Origin of the sequence: Psychrobacter sp. 1Y1, assembly GCF_051847395.2 — a bacterium.
Taxonomy (GTDB): domain Bacteria; phylum Pseudomonadota; class Gammaproteobacteria; order Pseudomonadales; family Moraxellaceae; genus Psychrobacter.
Map to the genome: position 1 here is coordinate 2,937,189 of NZ_JBPYDF020000001.1, position 17,440 is coordinate 2,954,628.

The 17,440-nt window shown below is 42.7% G+C and carries 15 protein-coding genes; 3 read left to right on the forward strand and 12 right to left on the reverse strand.

Annotation, left to right across the window (positions count from 1 at the left end):
* Nucleotides 1-43 precede the first annotated feature (43 nt).
* On the reverse strand, nt 44-724 hold the full coding sequence (locus ACS8FA_RS26310) for a T2 family ribonuclease (RefSeq protein WP_439266822.1): 681 nt from the start codon (nt 722-724) through the stop codon (nt 44-46).
* A 488-nt stretch (nt 725-1,212) separates the two neighbouring features.
* Entirely contained in the window at nt 1,213-3,345 is a 2,133-nt protein-coding gene (locus tag ACS8FA_RS26315; RefSeq protein ID WP_439266820.1) for a lytic transglycosylase domain-containing protein, read from the reverse strand.
* Nucleotides 3,346-3,692: 347 nt separating this feature from the next.
* Here ACS8FA_RS26315 and miaB point away from each other — a divergent pair, with 347 nt between their 5' ends.
* A complete protein-coding gene (gene miaB, locus ACS8FA_RS26320) occupies nt 3,693-5,186 on the forward strand; it encodes a tRNA (N6-isopentenyl adenosine(37)-C2)-methylthiotransferase MiaB (protein ID WP_439266818.1) in 1,494 nt (497 codons plus the stop codon).
* Nucleotides 5,187-5,465: 279 nt separating this feature from the next.
* On the opposite strand, the gene ACS8FA_RS26325 is transcribed toward miaB, so the two are convergent.
* The 5 genes from ACS8FA_RS26325 to ACS8FA_RS26345 form a co-directional block, all read right to left on the reverse strand.
* Complete coding sequence (locus tag ACS8FA_RS26325) at nt 5,466-5,702, reverse strand: hypothetical protein (RefSeq protein ID WP_439266816.1); 237 nt, start codon at nt 5,700-5,702, stop codon at nt 5,466-5,468.
* Between the two features lie 133 nt (nt 5,703-5,835).
* Nucleotides 5,836-7,050, reverse strand: a complete 1,215-nt coding sequence (locus ACS8FA_RS26330; protein ID WP_439266814.1) for an RtcB family protein — start codon at nt 7,048-7,050, stop codon at nt 5,836-5,838.
* 789 nt (nt 7,051-7,839) lie between these two features.
* Nucleotides 7,840-8,568 carry a LysE family translocator gene (locus tag ACS8FA_RS26335; protein ID WP_439266812.1) on the reverse strand — a complete coding sequence of 243 codons (729 nt, stop codon included), beginning with the start codon at nt 8,566-8,568 and terminating at the stop codon, nt 7,840-7,842.
* A 169-nt stretch (nt 8,569-8,737) separates the two neighbouring features.
* Entirely contained in the window at nt 8,738-10,024 is a 1,287-nt protein-coding gene (gene argE / locus ACS8FA_RS26340; RefSeq protein ID WP_439266810.1) for an acetylornithine deacetylase, read from the reverse strand.
* Between the two features lie 48 nt (nt 10,025-10,072).
* Nucleotides 10,073-10,726 carry a UPF0149 family protein gene (locus ACS8FA_RS26345; RefSeq protein ID WP_057761477.1) on the reverse strand — a complete coding sequence of 218 codons (654 nt, stop codon included), beginning with the start codon at nt 10,724-10,726 and terminating at the stop codon, nt 10,073-10,075.
* Nucleotides 10,727-10,938: 212 nt separating this feature from the next.
* Here ACS8FA_RS26345 and ACS8FA_RS26350 point away from each other — a divergent pair, with 212 nt between their 5' ends.
* Nucleotides 10,939-11,379, forward strand: a complete 441-nt coding sequence (locus ACS8FA_RS26350) for a hypothetical protein (RefSeq protein ID WP_057761479.1) — start codon at nt 10,939-10,941, stop codon at nt 11,377-11,379.
* A gap of 108 nt (nt 11,380-11,487) precedes the next feature.
* A complete protein-coding gene (locus tag ACS8FA_RS26355) occupies nt 11,488-11,949 on the forward strand; it encodes a cell division protein ZapA (protein WP_102091863.1) in 462 nt (153 codons plus the stop codon).
* A 78-nt stretch (nt 11,950-12,027) separates the two neighbouring features.
* Here the strand turns inward: ACS8FA_RS26355 and ACS8FA_RS26360 are convergent, their stop codons facing one another.
* The 5 genes from ACS8FA_RS26360 to ACS8FA_RS26380 all read right to left on the reverse strand — a co-directional run bounded on the left by ACS8FA_RS26360 (nt 12,028) and on the right by ACS8FA_RS26380 (nt 16,978).
* Entirely contained in the window at nt 12,028-12,318 is a 291-nt protein-coding gene (locus ACS8FA_RS26360) for a hypothetical protein (RefSeq protein WP_427612256.1), read from the reverse strand.
* Nucleotides 12,319-12,616: 298 nt separating this feature from the next.
* On the reverse strand, nt 12,617-14,710 hold the full coding sequence (gene glyS, locus ACS8FA_RS26365) for a glycine--tRNA ligase subunit beta (protein WP_439266807.1): 2,094 nt from the start codon (nt 14,708-14,710) through the stop codon (nt 12,617-12,619).
* 124 nt (nt 14,711-14,834) lie between these two features.
* A complete protein-coding gene (locus tag ACS8FA_RS26370; RefSeq protein ID WP_439266805.1) occupies nt 14,835-15,338 on the reverse strand; it encodes a YfjT/YkfB family phage-associated protein in 504 nt (167 codons plus the stop codon).
* 23 nt (nt 15,339-15,361) lie between these two features.
* Entirely contained in the window at nt 15,362-16,342 is a 981-nt protein-coding gene (glyQ, locus tag ACS8FA_RS26375; RefSeq protein ID WP_439266866.1) for a glycine--tRNA ligase subunit alpha, read from the reverse strand.
* A 423-nt stretch (nt 16,343-16,765) separates the two neighbouring features.
* Complete coding sequence (locus ACS8FA_RS26380; protein ID WP_057761485.1) at nt 16,766-16,978, reverse strand: PspC domain-containing protein; 213 nt, start codon at nt 16,976-16,978, stop codon at nt 16,766-16,768.
* Nucleotides 16,979-17,440 lie beyond the last annotated feature (462 nt).

Genomic DNA, 17,440 nt, shown 5'->3' on the forward strand with positions numbered 1-17,440 from the left:
AACGGTATCGAAAAGGAAGTTTAAGCAGGTAACTAAGTAAAGACTATCGTCCACCTGAAATGATAAATTTACTGCCACAGCTGTCTACAACATCATGACAAGTACCAAAGTCACTACCTTCATAGCACACATGTATATCAGTAAGTATCGATTGGCGACGGCTGCCTTCTTGACAGATAAGATCTACACTATTTGAAGACATACCACTATTGAGCCGCGTCATTTGGCTGATGAATCGAGATTTGGAAACGGTATAACTGTTGCCAGTATTTAGCTCATTCGGTAAGTTTAAACCACCTGCATAGTTAGTAATCTGGCGAAAGTAACTGCTGGCGCTGAGTGGGCTACAGACTCCGTAACGTTGCCACGTTTGGCTACGTACCGTTGTGTCAGGCATAATGCGGTTGACGACTTTTAGTTGTAACGGTGTAAGGCGTGGCTCACTACCACGACCGCAGCGTTCGCCATATCCCATATCCAGACCAGATACGGTCAATGAATACCCTTCTAGACATTGGCGCATACGTGCTCGCGTTGGCTGCATATCACATAATGCTGGCGTCATCTCAATCATTAATACGCGCTGACCAGTTTTCACCGTATTAGCGGCTTGGACTGGCAACATTACGATACCCTGTATAAGTAACAAAGCGCCGAAGCTCATCGTTGCTTTGATACTACCTACGCTATGTTTGCTAGCCAACCCTGCACGCAATTGCACCATAGAATTAGCGACCTTATTGCTCAGGTCTGTATCCGTCTTTGTATTTGCCTTCGATAAAGAGCATATCCGATTAGATAACGAATATTTGGTTTTTGGCGACGTAGACAGACTAAAATATTTTTTGATCATAGGACTGAAGGCAGTTAGTTAGCAATGATAAGACATAGGCTATAACTTAAATCATTAGACGCGATACATAAAACACGCATTGACCTAAGAACAAGACTGAAAAATAGGGTTTCCCATTAAGGCAATGGTAACAAAACGTTTTTTTTAATCTATAGCAAAAACGTAAACGTTGACGACATCGTCAGGAATCTCGATAAATGTTTATAAAGTACTGAAGGATAAAAAATATGAAATTTATTTTCGCTAGATGAGTGCTGCTTGAGCAAATCAGAGTTGATCAATTGACAAAGCAAATCAGTAGATAAAAATAAACCACTAACAATAAATCATTAGTGGTTTATCAAATGCAAGTTCAGTGATTAAAAGCCAGCTGGCACCGTACCCATACGCTGAGTAATCGGCTGACCACGACCCAATAGACTGCTGTAGATAGTGGCGTTTTCCATCACGTGTTTGACATAATTACGTGTCTCAGGAAATGCAATCGACTCTACATACTGATCTGCGGCGAGCGAACCATAAACTGGCTGCCAGCGTTTGGCGTTATTAGGACCAGCGTTATAGCCTGCGGTTGCCAATACTGGCTGATAATTGAGCTTGCCCAAGATATCACCCATGTACCATGTACCATAGCGAATATTGGTATCACCGCTGTTAGCACGGCTCGCACTATACGTCTCGCCTAGATTACGAGCGATATATTTTGCGGTATCAGGCATAACTTGCATCAGTCCACTCGCGCCTACGTTTGAGCGCGCAGAGGATACAAAACGGCTTTCTTGACGCATAATACCGTACGCCCACGCTGGATCAATACCTGCTGACTCACTATAACGTACGACTGCACTTTGATGCGGCATCGGATGCGAGAGTGCTAAGCTATCCACCCTATCAGTATTATCAACCGCATAAATCGCTCGATCGAGCCAGCCCATATCATAGGCTTGACGAGCAGCGGCAATAATCAAATTGTCATCACGATTATCACGAGCTTGCTTCACCGCCCAGTTCCACTCGCGATTGGCATAAGCACGACTAGCCTCAGAGTTATACAACGCAAACGCACGAGCAAAGTTAGCATCTTGCATGACGCGCGCGCGGTCAGCAGTACTGACATTAGGCAAATTACTACCGCCTAAACGGCTAGCATCAAAACGCTGCCCTATTTTGTCTTTTGCCATCAGGCCATAGTAGTCATTACTTTTTGCTAAGTTCTGATACATTTTTTTAGACGTATTGCGCTTGCTACTATCGCTTGACTGCTCATACGCACGAGCTAGCCAATACTGCCACTGGGCTTCTTTTTGCGTTTCGCCATCCATTTTTGAGATAGCTTCTACCACATCATCCCAACGACCGAAGCGAATCGCTGCCATAGCGTAATCTTCTGCTTCTTCGAAATTAAAGTCATTGTCCAAACTATTGCGGAACCAATCCACTGCTTCAGAGTTAAACCCATCGTCAGTGTTGTGATTCATACGCTGTACGCCAAGCGTACGATAAGCATAGCGTCGGGTTTCATCATTCAACAATCTGACCGCGCGCTGATTGTCCTGCTTGATATCAAAATCTAACTGTAACGCCGCCTCACGATAAGACTTGTCAGCCATACGGCCGATTGCGTACATATATAGGTATTGATTGGTTTGGCTTGCAGGCTCACGACCAAAACGGCTGAAGAAAGAAGATGGGTTTAGCTGAATTTCACTGAGCGCCGAATAAGCAATTGGCGTACCAAGACGCGATGACAATGCCATAATATCGCCAGTCTTACCTTTACGTAGCATACGCTTGAGACGAGCCGCACGATCTTGGTTACTAATTAGCGCGTTGTTGTTCATCTCCATCGCTAGCTGATCGCACAATGCTGGTTGCTTTTTGGTGGTTAGCCACACATCAGATTTGGCTGCCATAGCACGCATGGTGTCACCGCCATTATTAAACCCAAGCGCAACCGCACAGCGCTCACTAGCATCCGCATTGGTAATCAAATTGGCTACCTGTCTAACCGAGGCATAATCATTCGATCCTGCTTTGGTCTCCGCAAAATCAGCCACTAATTTCTCAGCCATAACCGTATCTGGATACTGACGCACAAACTGCGAGACCGCTGCTGAACTCTGTGAATTAAGGTCTAAATTCATGCGCCAATAGGTCGGATACATCGCAAACAAGCCGCCACTCATGACTTGCTCATAGTTATAGAGCCCACTCACATCACCGCGGTCTGCGGCGATAGCAGCTGCCATAAATGAGTCGATACTACTGTCTTGCTGATAATCTTGTTGATAGTTACCTTCTTGTTGGTAGCTTTCCTCATCGCCCCACGTCAACTCGGCACAAGCGACTTGTGACACACCAAGTGCACTGACCGCTGTTGCCACGCTCAACGCGCTCAACCGTAGCGTACCTACTGTAATTCGCTTTGACGCGTGTTTTTGACTGATAGACTCTTCATCCTTGATGCTATGCGCAACACGCAACTTTGTCATACTGACTCTCTTTATGATATCTCTACAAATATGTGAATAACGGTTCGCTAAGTACCGCCAAGGGTATAGCAATCATCATACTATACTCATTGTGCTTTCAACTATCTCCTTTACCTTTTGTTAATAAATAGGACAGCACGGTGTAACATAGAAGTGATAACGAGCCGCAGTTTTTATGAATAGTAATATGAACGACAGTAAATAATTGATACTGCTATGAATTATTTATCATATTGAGGAGCTATCGCTCGTGCTAATTTTTCACATTGGCACAGGGTTGTGATAAAATACGCCACCTGTTAATCGGCTACTCCGCTATATTTTTGGTCAATCATGGACTTATCCTTATGAGTGTTACTGTATTCAATCCCCGCATCGATGACGATGCTGTTGCTGAGACGACTGTCACCGCACGTGCTGTCATTGCACTCAAAGAAGCAAGTTCAGCCCAAGCACCCGTCGAAAAAGCAGCGACAAAAAAAGTTTTTGTCACCACCCAAGGCTGTCAGATGAATGTCTATGACTCTGGCAAAATGCTAGACGTGCTAGGCGATTCGCATGGTATGGAAGTGACTCATGATATCGATGAGGCTGACGTACTACTGATGAACACCTGCTCTATCCGCGAAAAAGCGCAAGAAAAAGTCTTTTCAGAATTGGGTCGCTGGCGCAAACTAAAGGAAAAACGTCCTGACCTCGTCATTGGCGTCGGTGGCTGTGTGGCCTCCCAAGAAGGCGATAACATTCAAAAACGCGCGCCTTATGTTGACATGGTATTTGGCCCGCAAACCTTGCATCGCCTGCCAGAGCTGTACGATCAATCAAACGAACAGCGTGAAATCGCGCCTAAGAATCGTATCGGTACGATTGATGTGTCGTTCCCTAGCATTGAGAAGTTTGACTTTTTGCCTGAGCCAAGAGTAGAAGGCTATAAAGCCTTTGTCTCTATCATGGAAGGCTGCTCAAAATATTGCTCATTCTGCGTGGTACCTTATACCCGCGGCGAAGAGTTATCCCGTCCACTTGATGACGTATTGGCAGAGATTGACAGCCTTGCCGCTCAAGGTATCCGTGAAATCAACCTGTTGGGTCAAAACGTCAACGGCTATCGTGGCGAAAAAGACGATGGCAGCATTTGCCGTTTCGCTGAGCTATTGCATTATGTCTCGCATGTCGACGGTGTCGAGCGTATTCGCTATACGACCAGCCATCCGCTAGAGTTCACTGATGACATCATTGATGCCTATGCACAATTGCCAGAGTTGGTTTCACACTTACATTTACCGGTTCAGAGTGGCTCAAACGCTATCTTGGCAGCGATGAAGCGTAACCATACAATTGATGTTTATATCAATCAGATTAATAAGCTAAAAGCCATTCGCCCAGATATTCACTTGTCGAGCGACTTTATCATTGGCTTCCCTGGTGAAACTGATCAAGACTTCCAAGATACCTTGAACTTGGCGAAAGAGTTGAACTTCGATCACTCTTACAGCTTTATCTACTCTAAGCGTCCAGGCACGCCAGCCGCTGAGTTACCAGATGATGTAAGCTTCACCACTAAAAAAGCTCGCTTGGCCGAATTTCAGAAAGTCATCATTGACTCAACACTTGCCAAAACGCATGAGATGGTCGGTACCACGACTCGCGTCTTGGTTGAACAAGTCGCCAATCGTCATCCCGATTGCTTAATTGGTACGGCAGATAATACCCGTACGGTCATGTTCCCTCATGATGTTGAGAAAATGGATGAGATGTTGGGTAAACTCGTGAGCGTACGTATTACTGATTTCGTCAGTCCGCACATGGTGAAAGGTGAGCTAATCGAAGTATTGGCATAGTGGTTAAGGTAACAATGGTTAAGTTATAAGCTTGAATAAAAAAGCCGTTCACTAGGGCGTGTCCTCATTTTAAAAATGGTAATAAAAGTGAGATAAATTGCAGTCAAACAAGGAAAATAGCGCAGATAATATCGAGATATTAGTCAGCTATTTGACACCGTTTGGCAAGATTTAGCCATTTTTAACCCATTTAGATAACTATCGATTGAATTGAGGACGCGCCCTAGTATAGCGAACGGCTTTTTTGTTTTTTAAATTTAAGATTGAGATGAACGGTTGCTACTCCGATAGCCAATCTGTCTTCCGTAGCTGCTGCTTAGTCTCACGGCGGCGTTTTTTTCGGACGATATCAATATCCTCTTTTTCGTGAATACCACCTTTTCTTAACAGTGGATCAAGCGCTAGATAATTACGCGGCTTTACTGTACCTAACGATTGTTGCACACCTGTCTCAGCTTGCTGCTCTAACTGCCGTTCAATTTGTTTGGCCTTTTTTAAGGTTTGTTTTAAGCTCATATTGTTACCTGTTCTTTGATTTTCTTGAGATACCAATGCCGAAAATCATCTTAGTGAAGGAATCGAGCGCAAATAGTACACTTAGTACATTTAGCTCGATTGACACCGTCGTGACTCGCTATGGTTTTACTCATTAGCCTTTAATACACATGACCTGCTTCAGCGTATGCACCACTTCGACCAAATCTGTTTGATTGGCCATCACTTCATCGATGTTTTTATAAGCGCCTGGTATCTCATCGATGACGCCTTTGTCTTTGCGACATTCGACACCATCCGTCTGCGCTTTTAGCTCATCGATAGTGAACGCTCGCATGGCTTTGCCTCGGCTCATCTGTCGCCCTGCCCCATGTGAACATGAGCAAAACGATTCAGCTTCGCCCAGACCACGTACGATAAAGGACTTTGCGCCCATAGAGCCTGGGATAATCCCAAGCTCACCTGCATAAGCACTGATTGCACCTTTACGCGTCACATAAACTTGCTCGCCGAAATGTACCTCTTCATTGACATAGTTATGATGACAATTGATGGCTTCTTTGGTCAGCTGAAATCGTGGCAACCCCGCTTGTGGCGACTGTAATGACTTAATGACGAGACGCATCATCTCGCGGCGGTTCTCAAGCGCGTAATCCTGTGCCCAGCCTACTGCTTCAACATAATCAGCAAAGCTATCAGACCCTTCGGCAAAGTAAGACAAATCACGATCTGGCACATGACCGAAGCGCGATTGACGTTCTTTTTTGGCAAGGTTAATAAAGTACTGGCCGATACAGTTACCAATGCCGCGGCTGCCAGAATGCAGCATGACCCAGACATCATTTTTCTCATCCAAGCACAGCTCAATGAAATGATTGCCACCGCCGAGTGTTCCCAACTGCTTCGCCCAAGTACGCTCAAAACCTTTCAGCATTTTAAGCAAACCCGGATGTTTATCAGTAATCGGTTTTAGGCGTTTGCCTAGTGGATCAAGCGTTGAATTTTTGGCTTGGATTTGCTTATGCATATTGAAGCCGACTGGCACTTGTTGCTCAACGATCGATCGTAACGACCGTAAGCTATCAGGCAAATCACTTGCCGTCAGGGACAAACGTACTGCGTTCATACCGCAGCCAATATCTACCCCAACTGCGGCAGGAATGATGGCGGACTTGGTCGGAATCACGCTGCCGACTGTTGCGCCTTTGCCAACGTGCGCATCGGGCATCACTGCAATGTGTGAATGCACAAACTCTAGCTGAGCTAGATTACGTAACTGCTGCATCGCACCTTGCTCAACATCCGAGGTATAAATCTTGACGGGTACACCGTGTCTTCGATTTTCATTTATTACTAGTTGAATGCTCATAATTTATTATTTCCATTTTATTATTTTAATAACCATACATTTTTTATCATTACCAGTTTTTACAATTTTTAGATATTACTTATCTATCTCAATTAAACGAAACGTTTAATAAGAAATGAAATTAATAAATTATAAAATATAGGCAATGAAAAACCGTATTCTTATTAATTAAAAAATTAATAAGAATTCATGGTTAATTTATTATAGACATTTTAAAGAAAGATAATATAGATCAGAACCGTCGGCCACAGCGTAAATATTATACGCATAGAAAAGCTTTAGCTAAATCATAGCCTGAGTCGCTTTATTAGCAATAACGGTAAAGAAAAATGTTAGGCAAACAGATAACAGCATGCGCAATATGGCTTAGCGCAATCGCAGAGCAAATTTGGCACAGTACACTTAGAAAAGAGATAGCGCAAGTAGATACAGAAAGCTATTCGTTGATATCGATAGATGGGATATCACTCAATAGCTTATATAAAAATTTAGCCAAACCTTTTCGAAGGTGTCATTTCTGTCAGGTGGTTTACACATTTAATCTTTAAAAACGTCTTGGTAGTTATATAGGACACGATGATTCCTCCATAGGTTGTGGCTAATGTCAGGGCGACAATAGCAGATTAATTGAAACGATTTATCGCTTATGAAAAACAAGCCATATAAATCAATGAGCCAATAATAACGATTTAAAAATTAAAGTCAATAATTAATTTGGCCTGTATAGAAAATAATTTAATAAACGTGTGTTTAATTGATCACTTTAATTTTAAATCTTATCGGTAGTTTTTAAGCTATAAAACTATTTAACACTTCAGCCAATAAAGCGGTAGCGATAATTATAAATATTACCCCACATCCACGATTAAGCCAGGCTAAGCGATTACCAACATCAAGCCAGCTTGCTAGCTTTTTGCCACCTAGCGTATATACGATTTGCCAAATCGTTTCACTCAAAAACAAGCCGATGGTCAATAGAACATATTGCGGCCATAGTGGCGCGCTAAAATTGATAAATTTAGGAAAAAATGCCGCAAAGAACAAGATAGCTTTCGGATTAGATAACGATACCCAAACACCAGTACGAAACAAGGTCATGTTGCTCGGCGCTATTTTAGTAGCAGCACTAGAGAGCGAACGCGGCTGCGGTGTACTGGGTACGCCGTCAGTGGCAGCATAGTCTGCTGCTACCTCTGCACTCAACTCTTTAGCATCACTCATCAAGCTACTGTCACCAGCATCGCGCCAAGAGCTGATACCCAAATAGATTAAGTATACTGCACCCACGGCTTTAATGATTGTCAGTAGCCACGGTGACTGGCGACTGATTACGTCTAATCCAAGCAGTGTCGATAGCAGTAATACAAACAAGCCGAGGCTCAGACCTGCCAGCGTCCATAAGGTTCTTTTGACGCCATAGTTCATGCCATACTGAAATGCCAGCAGCATATTAGGACCAGGGGTCGCTGAGATAAAAAACGTACTTGCGAAAAACACTGCAAACAGATGCCAAGACATCAACCCACCCCTACTTTGTCATGTGTAAATGGTTCTAATACGAAAGGCTATACGACTTAAATACGCGACTAAAAAATAAACACCGCCTTTAAGACGGTGTCATTTATACCTATATATCAAAAAGTCTCGCAGAAATTATTAAAGGAACGTCACGCCTTCTACTGAATAATTATGATTGCATAGACGGCTGAGTCGTACAACTATCTAACAACTTCTTTAAGAATGCATCACAGCGTTCAATTTCGCTAAGCTCCACATATTCATCCGCTTTATGCGCCTGTTCAATACTACCAGGGCCACAGATAATCGTTGGAATACCTGCATTGGTAAACTGACCGCCTTCAGTCGCGTAAGCCACTTTATGACGCTCATCATCTCCTGTCAGCGCAGCGATTAACGATTGCAACTCAGCACTATCATTATCAGTCATTGCTGGGACGCTTTCTTCTTGCATCAGCTCAATGCCAGTCTCTGGCGCGCGCGCTTGCATTTGCGCGTTTAGTTCAGCGACTTTTGCCTGAATGGGCGCTAGTATATCGTCTTGCGTCATATGCGGCAGGTTACGATAGTCAAAAGTAAACTCGCATAGGTTGGGCACGATATTGGTCGCTGTACCACCATGTATGGTACCTACTGACAACGTCGAATATGGCACCGTAAACAACGCATCGTTATCATCACGAGCGCTCAGCTCTTCAGCAAGCGTATCTACATAGCCAACCAATCTGCTAGCGTAGCTAATCGCATTGACACCTTGTGCAATCAATGACGAATGCGCCGACTTGCCATGTACACGGCAACGATAAACCGCGATGCCTTTGTGTGCGACTACCATAGCCATGTTAGTTGGCTCACCGACGATACAATAATCAGGCGTGATACCACGTGCTTTTAGGTCTGCCAAAATCAATGGCGCACCCAAACAACCAACCTCTTCATCGAACGACAATGCCAAATGCAACGGACGACGTAGCTGACCGCTATTCGATAACTGCACGGCTTGTGGCAATACCGTTAGTGCACAAGCGATAAAGCCCTTCATATCACATGCACCGCGTCCGTATAGCTTATCACCACGTATCGTCGCGGTAAACGGCTCTGAAGACCACGCTTGTCCATCAACTGGCACAACGTCGGTATGACCTGATAAGACCAGACCGTTATTGATAATATCAGCATTCTCGCCAGCCGGTACAGTCACAAACAAATTGGCTTTGGTTTTAGCCTCGTTAAAGGTCAAATCTACCGTCAAACCCAACTGCTCACAGTACGACTTTACATCGTTAATCAAAGCCAAATTAGAATGGCGACTGACCGTATCAAAGGAGATGAGACGTGTTAGCCAATCGAGACTCTGAGTAGGATGCTCAGCATTTTTCAGCTGGACATCGCTGCTACTATCAACGTTATCGCTATTACTGACATTGTCGCTATTACTACTGTTATTTTGGATCATAAAATATCCTTACTACAATTTTCAGAACTATGATGTGTCAGAGCTGCCTTATGATGGATTGTTATGATTCATCACATCAACCACTGGCGGCATTGGTTTTGGTAACTTACCTTCTGCCTGTAGCTCTTTAGTTGTTTTGGCATCGATAGACAAACCAGCGATGAGCGCGATATCTTTGACAGCCTTACGCTTACGCGTCGCAAAGCTTACGGGTACCATACGAGCAAATTCATAAATATAAAGATAAGACTCTTCCCCACCTTCAAAATCTTCATCATCTTCGAGACGAATTGCGCCAATCTTAGCCAAATCAGATAGCATCTCGTTTTCTTCACTGGTCAAACCACAATCAGTAATACCAAAACCGGTCATAAAACCGTTTGCCCACTGTTTCAACGCCATCACGCGCTCGTATAAATCATGTTCATCATCTGGGATGAGCGGCATATACGCGTAGGCATCATCTTTGTCTTTTAGCTGAAAAACGATGTCTTCCGCTTCTTCTGTCAGCAAGGTCAATGCAGGCTCTGGTAATGGAGCAAAGCTAAGCTCTTCAAACACCTTAGCCCAAGTTGCTTCGTCAGGTGCATTACAAGCCGTCATAAGCCCTGTCATCATGCCATGCACTTCGCTGATAGACACGTCAGTCCAATCATCAAACGCGGTTAGCCAAGTATTCCAGCCAGAGATATTATCATTCATAATAGATGTCCTAGTAATTGATTACTGCTCATAAAATAAAAATAGTCGCGATAAAATGTCATGAACAAATCATCGATAAATAAAAGTGAAAAGACAAAGCCTGATGCTTGTAATTACTTTGTTGATATAGATATTATGCGGTCACCTATGGCATTATTAAATACAGCGAACAAAATTCATTCACGCTTACTTGTTAAGGATAAAAACTGACTATGTATGATCAACTTAGAATATTAGAAAAAATGGTACTCGACATCAAAAAACAGTATCAGCTTGTCAGTGCTGAACTTAGCAGCTTAAAACAACACCCTGTTACTGATTCAAAAGAATTTGCCGCCCTAAAAACCAAATTAGATAACAGTCATAACGAACGTGACGGTGCCAAAAAACAACTGAACGATCTCGATAAACGCTATCAAAGTCTTGCAGAAGCGCACCATATGATCGGTGAAGAACAAGACAAACTGCAAAAACAGATCAGTCAATTACAACAACAAAACAGCGAGCTGCAACAACACAATAACGAGCTAAAGCAGCAGTATAGCGATATCAAACAACAAAACAGTGAGCTGCAAAAGAAGAACCAATTGGCAGCCGAGCGTACGCAAGTCGTATTACAGCGCCTAACTCGTATCGATCAAGCAGAAGGCTAACGTTTACTTGTAACAGATAGCAAAGACGTACTACTTATTAAACTGCCAAATGCTATTTGTAAAATCTGATATCACTCATTTCACTGACCAGACATTGTAGGATTTATCATGACCGATGACCAAAGCAAATCGATAGAAAAACAACTAAAAAATACTCAAGCGCCAAGTGTGCCAGTAACAAGCGCGCCAGTACCAGCGCAAAAAACGACACCAGCAGCATCAAATATATCAAGCGCCATGGCACAATCTAATACCAAAACACCTAAAGCGCCAGAACCACAAATTAAAAAAGTTGATATTGCGATTGCTGGGGTTACTTATCCAATCTTTTGTCCAGTACATGAGCAAGAAGAGCTACTGTCAGCGGTTTCGTATATTAACAACTATGCGCTCGATCTAAAAAGAGATGCGCCAAGCCTTAGTCAAGAAAGCATACTGGTACTGTGCTGCTTAAACCTATATGAGAAAATCCATGCCAATCAAAGAAGTGATGAAGATCGCTTGCAGAAAGACAAGCAGTCTGAGGCATTGCTGAATAAAATCATGAAAGATGCTCATTCTATTCTGTAGATGCATCGTACTGTATTAAACATATAAGCGCCTAGCCAATAAAGTTAGGCGCTTTTTTATGGTCAATCATTTATCTATTTATGCATAAGGCGTGTAGGTCTTGCCTGCATGAAAGTCTGCCTGATGCTCATAATTGCAAAAGAATAACTCTTGGTTCGCTTCAACATTGCCATCGATAGCAGTATTTGATTTGGTTTCAAGTACACCGCGATATTCAGCCAAGCTGTTGCCACAGAAATTACACTGACGCGGTGTGGTCACATCACCTTCTTTTGGCATCATGCTTTTAGGTGCACGCGGGTACATAAACTTATAAAAAGCCCACATTGAAGCCCAAATAATAAGGATGACGATAATAACAGCAAACACGGCAGTGCTCCTTCGATTACGGGTAAACGCAAGAAATAACGAAATCTACTAAATAAGATTATTTAATACGTTTTGATAGCATAAATTTTACCGTCAATAATAGCGATAATACAATGCCTTTACCGTTTAATTACTGATTGCGCTAACTAACTGGTTATATCCACTAGATAAACCTACTAACAAATCAGTCAACTGTACAACAAAAAAACCTGGCCATGATAAGCCAGGTTTTTTATCAAAAGTAACCGTCAAGTTAAAGCAACAATCAGGTTAAAGTAACTATCAGATTTTAGCAGAGTTACAGCTGTAGCTCACTAATATCAGCTACCGTCAAGAACAAGGCGCGAACCTGCTTTAGCAATGCCAAGCGATTGTTTTTAAGCGCAGCATCTTCACTGTTGACCATTACTTGATCAAAGAACTGGGTCAACGGCTCATCTAGGCTAGCCAGCGTTTGCAATACTTGCGTATAGTCCGCTTGCTCTAGCAATGGTTGTACCACTGTCTGTGCTTGCTTCACATTTGCATATAAGTTTTGCTCAGCAGATTCAGACAGTAGCGCTTCGTCGACTGTATCAGCCACGCTTACTTCTGACTTGGCCAATATATTAGCAACACGCTTGTTTGAGTCAGCCAACATCGACGCTTGTGATAGCTCGCTAAATGCTTGAACTGCACGGATACGCTGATCAAAATCAAGCGGCATATGTGGGTTAATCGCTTGCACTGCTTGAATCGTATCGACGCTAACACCCTGCTCTGTATACATCGCACGGTAGCGCGAGTTTAGGAATGCCATGACTTGGGTAAAAGTATCACCCATTTTGGCGATCTTGCTACCTTCAGCATCGCTATAGCCTTTAATCACTTGCTCAACGAGCGCTACCAGGTTAATCGGCAACTGCTTTTCGATCAAAATACGTAGAATACCAATAGCAGAACGACGTAAGCTAAACGGATCCTTTGAACCTGTTGGTGCTTGGTCAATCGCAAAAATACCAACCAATGTATCCAAACGATCAGCTAACGCTAAGCAAATGCCAATCGGTGTTTGTGGTAATACATCGCCACTGAACTTAGGTAGATACTGCTCTTCCAAACTGGCAGCGACCGCTTCTGGCTCGTCATTTAGGCGCGCATAATAAGTACCTGCGATACCTTGCAATTCAGGGTATTCGCCGACAAGCGAGCTGGCCAAATCTGCTTTAGACAAAATGCCCGCACGTACGGTTTCATCGACATTGATATCGTGACCCTGCTGCTGCATCAACGTGGCGATAAACGCAGCAAGCTTAGCAATACGCTCAGACTTCTCCCAAATCGTACCCAATTTATCTTGGAATACGCGATTTTTTAGGCTTTCTGTGAGTGCAAACAACGGCTGCTTTTGATCTTGTAAAAAGAAAAACTCTGCATCAGCCAAACGTGGACGCACGACTTTTTCATTACCTTCAATGATTTGGTTAGGATCTTTTGATTCAATATTGGTAATAAAAATGAAATACGGCTGCAATTTGCCAGTTTTATCAGTTAAGCAGAAATACTTTTGATCCGCTTGCATGGTCGAGATAAGCGCTTCTTGCGGTACTTGTAAAAAGCGCGCTTCAAAGCTTGCTCGTAGCGCAATTGGGAAATCGACCAATGCGGTGACTTCGTCCAACAAATCCTGCGGTACGATGGCATCAGAATTAACTTCATCTGCCAATGCTTTTACTTGGTTTTTGATCAGCATTTGACGCTTATCAAAATCTGCCACCACTTTTAAACCACTTAGTAATTCTTCATAATCATTGGCATGAGCAATATTATGGTAGTCAGGGCTGTGGAAGCGATGACCACGTGTTTGTGTACCAGTCTGATGACCTTGGATAGTGGCATCAATGACAGTATCATCCTGCATCAATACCGCCCACTGTACTGGACGCACAAACTCGTTACGGCTATCGCCTGAACGCATACGTTTGGCTATCGGCAAATTATCTAGCGCGGTCTGAAAAATAGCAGGCAGTAACTCAGTGGTCGCTTGGCCACGGATAGTCTGCTCAAAACCGACATAGTCACCTTTGTCGGTTTTGATGGTCGTTAGCTCGCTAGCTTCAATACCCAAACCTTTGGCAAAACCCATGGCCGCACGTGTTGGATTGCCCTCTGCATCGAACGCTGCTTTAATCGCTGGACCGCGTTTTTGCTCGCTGCGATCTGGCTGCTTATCACCAATACCCTGAATTTGTAGCGCTAAACGGCGCGGTGCAGCAAAAGCTTTGATACTATCGAAGCTGATTTCTGCTTCGTTCAATTGCTCAATAACGCTTGTTTGTAATGCGTCACGTAGTGGTTTTAAGCTTTTTGGAGGTAGTTCTTCACACCCCAGTTCAAATAAAATAGTGGTCATGATGTTCTCTGCTTTTATAAGAGGTTATAAATTTTATCAAATAAATAAATCCACATGGATTTGAATAGATCAAGAAAGTAGAAAAATTATATTCTCAATGCTCTATTACACTGAGATCAATTACCTAATTTAGGGAAGCACAAGTAGAGCTAATATCCGAAAAATCGTCACTATTTATATTTCTTGCATGGAAAGTTGCAACTTTTTTATTATGACTGAAAACATCAATTTTTTTAGCTGCCGATATACCATTAATAAACTTTCTCCAAGAATTTGAACCCTCTCTACTTTTACTTTCAGATGTAGGCATCGCCGAAACCTTATCATCAAACAGAAAACTTAGCTTATCATGTCTCCAGTCGTCCCAAGTGGATAAAATATCTGAATCACTTTCAACCATCTCTGCGTAAGCGACTTTATAAAATTCAACAGAATTGTCACCAGTTAACTCATCCTCTGTCGCACAATTAACTACTAATAAATTATTACTTTCATTTTGTAAGTGGTACTGCCCTGCGCCTAACATAACACTATGATATGACCAATATCCTGGCACTGCGTATGCATTAAAACTTAGTCCTAATAATGGCAGAAGAGCTATTTTTCTAAATATATTTTTTAAGACCATATTTTTATCCCTATATAGCTGCTTTAATCATCTTCTTTTGGCAAGTACTTATCAAGCGCTGCCTGACGATGGGCTTCATCAGCCAATGGGAAGCCCAATTTGGCACGAGCTTCGACATAACCAAAGGCAACCTTACGAGCAAGCGTACGCACACGTAGGATAAAACGCTGACGCTCAGTCACTGAAATAGCGCCGCGTGCATCAAGCAAGTTAAACGCATGAGATGCTTTTAATACCATCTCATAAGCTGGCAATGGCAATCCTGCATCGACCAATTTGTCTGCTTGTTGCTCGTAAAAATCAAACATCTCACCCATCATCGGCACATCAGCGTGCTCAAAGTTATAGGTAGACTGCTCGACCTCGTTTTGATGAAAGACATCGCCATACGTGACGCGACCAAACTCACCGTCTGCCCAGACCAAATCATAAACGCTATCGACGCCCTGTACGTACATGGCCAAACGCTCAAGCCCGTAAGTGATTTCGCCAGTGACTGGGAAACATTCAATACCGCCGACTTGCTGGAAGTACGTGAACTGCGTGACTTCCATACCGTTTAGCCAAATCTCCCAACCAAGTCCCCACGCACCAAGCGTTGGCGACTCCCAGTTGTCTTCTACAAAACGCACATCATGCACCAATGGATCAATACCAATGGCTCGTAGTGAGTCCAAATACAACTCTTGAATGTTCGGTGGGTTCGGCTTTAATACAACTTGGAACTGATAATAATGCTGCAGGCGGTTCGGGTTATCACCATAGCGCCCGTCAGTAGGACGACGTGATGGCTGTACATACGCTGCATTCCAACGCTCAGGACCTAACGAGCGCAAAAACGTCGCGGTATGAAAAGTACCTGCACCGACTTCCATGTCGTAGGGCTGCAATACAACGCAGCCTTTATCGGCCCAATAATTTTGCAAAGTTAAGATTAAATCTTGAAAAGTCATCGGTTGAGAGTCTTTATCTTGTGTCATCGGGGTTATCGCTTGGGATGTCATAGTTTCGGTTTTCATAGTAAAGCCACTGTGAAATGAGTATTATTAAATAAATCTCTGATAGCGCTCGCGCGACCTACTCGGCAACGACTCTATCTGCCTGCTCACCTTACTAAAAATTGACTATTTTATCCATATTTACATCAACTAAATTTGCATAGCGAGCACAAAACCTCAGTTGTATAGCATATTTTCAGGCAAATCATCATAGAAGTCGCACTAATACAATAAATAAAAAAATACCCAAATGCGCTAGCATTCGGGCAGGAGGAAAATTGTATCTTGGGCATCCTGATTGATCAGGCTTTTTATTTTTTGGAGGTCTACTGTTTTTAGCACTACGTCTAACTTAAATCTCGCTCTTTAACTGGTTCAGAAAACCTAATTTTAAAAAAGCTAATTTTAAAAATAACTATCAAGCTCCTATTATTGATAAGACTGACTATTTGCTTTTGGCATAATTATCCATAGGATGATATAAATCAAAATGCCCGGTACAGCTGCGCTCAACGATGAGATAATTACGAATAATACTCTCACCCATGTTGGCGACCAACCAGCATATTCTGCAATGCCACCCATCACACCTGCTATCATGCGATTGTTTGGTGAGCGATGTAATTTTGCTAACTTAGCCAAATCAAATACCTCTCTATTTTCTATTCTTGTTTATTTTTTTATTCTATTTTTCTGATTGTCTTACGTATTTAGCTAAAACATTAGCTTGCTTTGCTAACTTACGAATCAGTATATCAATAATTCAGGATTTATCTGTTGAAGGTATAGCTGTACTTTGTGAGTTTATGCTACTCAAGCTTACCCTAATCTGTCATAGCACCATGCAAGCCCCTGATTTTAAATAGTTATTTCAAAATGTTTCAAAATCATCTTTGTTGCTATAACCTTGCAATCTGGCTTCACATATCTTGTTATTTTTAATTTAATCAAAGAGATAAGCTCACTTGATAACGCCAAAATCGAGTCAAAATTTTGATAGTCCGGATAAATTTTTAGCTAACCAACTTTGCTCTGTTAGAAAATCCTCAATTAAAAAACGTGCGATTCCGTGTACATGCGATATACCGTATTTTTACAATAACC

What these genes read in the sequence shown, in the direction of transcription:
- ACS8FA_RS26310 (WP_439266822.1), bottom strand. Translation starts at nt 724, where the DNA reads ATGGTGCAATTGCGTGCAGGGTTGGCTAGCAAACATAGCGTAGGTAGT.
- ACS8FA_RS26315 (WP_439266820.1), bottom strand. Translation starts at nt 3,345, where the DNA reads ATGACAAAGTTGCGTGTTGCGCATAGCATCAAGGATGAAGAGTCTATC.
- miaB (WP_439266818.1), top strand. Translation starts at nt 3,693, where the DNA reads ATGAGTGTTACTGTATTCAATCCCCGCATCGATGACGATGCTGTTGCT.
- ACS8FA_RS26325 (WP_439266816.1), bottom strand. Translation starts at nt 5,702, where the DNA reads ATGAGCTTAAAACAAACCTTAAAAAAGGCCAAACAAATTGAACGGCAG.
- ACS8FA_RS26330 (WP_439266814.1), bottom strand. Translation starts at nt 7,050, where the DNA reads ATGAGCATTCAACTAGTAATAAATGAAAATCGAAGACACGGTGTACCC.
- ACS8FA_RS26335 (WP_439266812.1), bottom strand. Translation starts at nt 8,568, where the DNA reads ATGTCTTGGCATCTGTTTGCAGTGTTTTTCGCAAGTACGTTTTTTATC.
- argE (WP_439266810.1), bottom strand. Translation starts at nt 10,024, where the DNA reads ATGATCCAAAATAACAGTAGTAATAGCGACAATGTCAGTAATAGCGAT.
- ACS8FA_RS26345 (WP_057761477.1), bottom strand. Translation starts at nt 10,726, where the DNA reads ATGAATGATAATATCTCTGGCTGGAATACTTGGCTAACCGCGTTTGAT.
- ACS8FA_RS26350 (WP_057761479.1), top strand. Translation starts at nt 10,939, where the DNA reads ATGTATGATCAACTTAGAATATTAGAAAAAATGGTACTCGACATCAAA.
- ACS8FA_RS26355 (WP_102091863.1), top strand. Translation starts at nt 11,488, where the DNA reads ATGACCGATGACCAAAGCAAATCGATAGAAAAACAACTAAAAAATACT.
- glyS (WP_439266807.1), bottom strand. Translation starts at nt 14,710, where the DNA reads ATGACCACTATTTTATTTGAACTGGGGTGTGAAGAACTACCTCCAAAA.
- ACS8FA_RS26370 (WP_439266805.1), bottom strand. Translation starts at nt 15,338, where the DNA reads ATGGTCTTAAAAAATATATTTAGAAAAATAGCTCTTCTGCCATTATTA.
- glyQ (WP_439266866.1), bottom strand. Translation starts at nt 16,342, where the DNA reads ATGACATCCCAAGCGATAACCCCGATGACACAAGATAAAGACTCTCAA.